The following is a 3,532-nucleotide window of genomic DNA, read 5'->3' as shown; positions in this document are numbered from 1 at the left end:
TACGCATAATTAGAGATACGGACATAAGCAACACTGACCATAATATCAATTTATCCCCTGGGAATAAGTACAATAAATAACATATTACTAATTTCAAAATAACCTCTAGGATGCTAATGTAAGCAAATGCTGACATTTTTTCATGGGCAATTATCAATGAATTATAAGGAACGCTGATGAGATTCACCATAAAGGTTATTATTGAGCATTGAAGCACCCAATTCGCTGAATATAAACGATTTGCCGGTATATTCATTTTTGTATTTAAAAACCATACACCCACAACTTCAGCAATTACCATAACAATCAATGACATTACTATCTGGATATTCACAGATGTGCAGAATATTATATTTAGCTTTTGTTTATTGCCTATACCTATCTCATAAGTTAAATAACGGCTAATTGCAGCTGACAAAGATCCAGATATTATTGAAAACATAGCTACAACACCTCCTACAGCATTGTAAATGCCATAATCTTCTACGCCCAATGCTTGTAAAATTATTCGCGAAGTATAGAGTGAAACTGCAATGATAAAAAGCATCCGAACATAGAGCATTGCGGTATTCTTTGCAATTCGTTTATTGTTTTCAAGAGTGGCAAACATTCTTATATAACTTCTTTTATATTTAATGAACAAATCATACGACTATAGTCATCTTAGCTACATTATAGTTCATAAATACATTGTTTTCAATCATTTACCTTCCCCATCAAGGTACTCCAGAAGTTCTTTCCCAACAAATTCCAAACAATAACACTAATTACACTCAAAAATATAGATACCAAAACATAAATTTTCAAACTGATGCCGGATGAATTTAATGGAATCACAGCAGGCTCTACTACTGCAAATACGGGCTTTTCTTCCTGAACTTTCGCCCTTGCAACTTGTAGTTGATTGGCTACCTGACTGTAAACTTGATAGGCTAGACTCATGTCATTTTGTAATCGCTCTTGTTCAGCACGGACACTTTGAAGAATCAAATTATCGTGCGTATCCACGTATTCAGCATATTTCCTTTGGGCATCATAATATTCATCTTGGCGCTCTTTGAATAACATCTCTAAATAAATACAATCCTCTTTTGCTTTTGAGGTACGATAGCCAATGATGTATTCTTGCAACTTATGCACAACAGAATCAGCAACAACTGCAGCGATTCTAGGATCCTGCAAGGTAACTGAGACATTAGTGATAGCTGTTTTCTTATCTACGGAAGCAATAATGTTTTTCTTAAGAATCTTTATTTTCTTACTTGTCTTTTGGGTAAGTTCAATAGGATTATTGTTTGTTTTATCAATATACTCTTTATTCTCATCCTCAAATAAGGATTTTATGCCACTAATTACCAAACCGGGGATACCCATCACATAACTCCACCAAGCAGAAGATTGCTCCTCTAAATAATATTCCAAAGAAGTCTGTTCTACTTTTTTTGCGCTTGGAACATTCATATCAAGAAGTTCCAAAAGAAAGGGAGTAGATGAAACAATATCTGATGAAAGAGAAGCGTTTAATGCATCAGTACCATCTCCAATTGTTGCGCCGCTTCCCAAAAATGAAGCTGCAAGTCCGGCAATCCCATTAGTGCCTTTGGAATTTCCCATTTCAGGTGACAAAGTCACTTTGACTGTATATTGCTTAGGAATACTAAATGCTACTATAATCCCCATAATCAATCCTATTCCGGCAGCTTTATATAATGTTTTGCGGATGCTTATTATCTTACGCAGAATATCCATCAAATCGATTTCCATCTCATCATTTAATAATTTATCCTGTTCTGAAGAGACATTTCTATTTAGTTGTTGTTCTGACATAAAAGTAAATTCTATTATTTCTTTATAAGATTAGCAATAGAAGCAATCATCATACCCAAAGAACTGAAGGAAGTAGCATAACCCAAAATATTAGCTATGTTCCCTTTCTTCTTAGCCTTACTAGGCACAATAATCTCACATCCCGGCTCAATCTGTTTCTTACCGCTACCCTTAACCTTAGTAACCTGACCATTCATGTAAACAATGAACTTCTTACTCTTCCTTGCATTATCAGAACAGCCACCGGCCTGATTCAGGTAATAATCCACATTCTTTCCCTTCATATAAGAAACCGTATTCGGAACCATGACAGCACCATTGATAGTTACAGTATTAGTATTCTTAGGTATAAAGACCACATCACCTTCACGTAGGACAAGGTCGGCACTACCCTTAGGATTAGTCAAAGCCTTCTCCAGATCAATGCCTACCGTAAAGGTATCCTCAACACCAATACCCAAAGAGTCAATCATGGCCTCACCCAATTGCCTGCTCATCAGGCGAATCACATCACCCATACGTTTCTTCTCACCGGCACTTGCCACACGGGTCAATTTCGCACCACGAAGATAGGCAAGACTGGTAGGACCACCCGCTTTATTCACCAGATCGGAAAGACGTTCCTCACGATTGGTCATGGCATAATTTCCTCCAAAAAGAATTTCACCATCAATGACTACATTCTGTTGCGCCTGATAACCCGGACTGCGACGGACATAAAGTTCGTCATAAGGCTGAAGGATAAAACCGGGCTGACCGTCGATGACAAAACCATCCTTTAAAGAGAAGGTATACATCTGACCGATAGTATCATTATCCGCGGTACTACGGGGATTCTTGATTCGTCTCGACACATCAATGCGGACAGTGGAGGCGGCTTCTTTCAAGCCACCGGCCTGGATGATCAGATCCTCAAGTGTCATGTTATCAGCATAGGGATAGGAATCAGGGTGCGCGACTTCACCATGAACTGTAACATTGCCACGGTCTTCCAGATCGTGAATGCTCGGGATGTAGAGGATGTCATTCTTCATCAGGGCGAGGTTCGGGGAAGTACCGTTCATAATAGACCTGATGTCTATCTGAACAACTTCACTGGTCAGGTCCTCACGCTGGCGATAAAGGACGGCACGATTCAGGAAAGCGTCACCGGTCAGGCCCTGGGCTTCATGGACAAGTTCGCGGATCGTATTCAGTTTACCGCTGAGCTGGTAGATGCCGGGACGATAGACAGCGCCCCGGATTTCCAGTTTGTTTGTGAAGCGGTTAAGGATGGCTTCGGCTGTTACAACGTCGCCGTTACGCATTGTGTAGATGCTGTAGTCCATATCCTTGACCGTGTTGACCTCATATTCCTCACCATTCTGACGGACAACACGCAATGAACGGGTGTAGGCATCGGCTTCAAAGCCGCCGGCATATTTGATTAAAGTGGCAAGGTTCTCGTCTTTCTTCATTTCGAAACGCATAGGGCGTTTTACCTTGCCGCTGATCTTTACCAAGACATCGTAGGCGGGGACGATAACCACGTCACCTTCCTGAAGGCGGATGTCATCCTGCGTGTTGCCTTTCATGATAAATTCGTAGACGTCGATGGTGGCGATATTCTTTCCGTTGCGTACCAACTGAACGTTTCGGAGGCTGCCGATATCACTCACACCGCCTGCACGGTAAAGCGCATGGAAGACGGTAGAGAAGGAAGAAA

General features: G+C 40.7%; 2 protein-coding genes and 1 pseudogene. All 3 read right to left on the bottom strand.

Going from position 1 to position 3,532, the window contains the following annotated elements:
* A pseudogene (locus HMPREF9007_RS03115) lies at nucleotides 1–610 on the bottom strand (lipopolysaccharide biosynthesis protein); the annotation flags it as partial.
* 86 nt (nucleotides 611–696) lie between these two features.
* Nucleotides 697–1,827 carry a chain-length determining protein gene (locus tag HMPREF9007_RS03120; RefSeq protein ID WP_008763395.1) on the bottom strand — a complete coding sequence of 377 codons (1,131 nt, stop codon included), beginning with the start codon at nucleotides 1,825–1,827 and terminating at the stop codon, nucleotides 697–699.
* A 14-nt stretch (nucleotides 1,828–1,841) separates the two neighbouring features.
* Nucleotides 1,842–3,532 (bottom strand): SLBB domain-containing protein (locus tag HMPREF9007_RS03125; RefSeq protein WP_032850718.1); only part of this gene is annotated, 1,691 nt, incomplete at its 5' end.

The organism is Bacteroides sp. 1_1_14, assembly GCF_000162515.1.
GTDB lineage: Bacteria > Bacteroidota > Bacteroidia > Bacteroidales > Bacteroidaceae > Bacteroides > Bacteroides thetaiotaomicron.
The sequence above is the reverse complement of the archived record's forward strand: the minus strand, read 5'-3'. Positions and strand labels throughout refer to the sequence as shown.

Coding starts and splice junctions, on each gene's coding strand:
- HMPREF9007_RS03120 (WP_008763395.1), bottom strand. CDS start 1,827: ATGTCAGAACAACAACTAAATAGAAATGTCTCTTCAGAACAGGATAAA.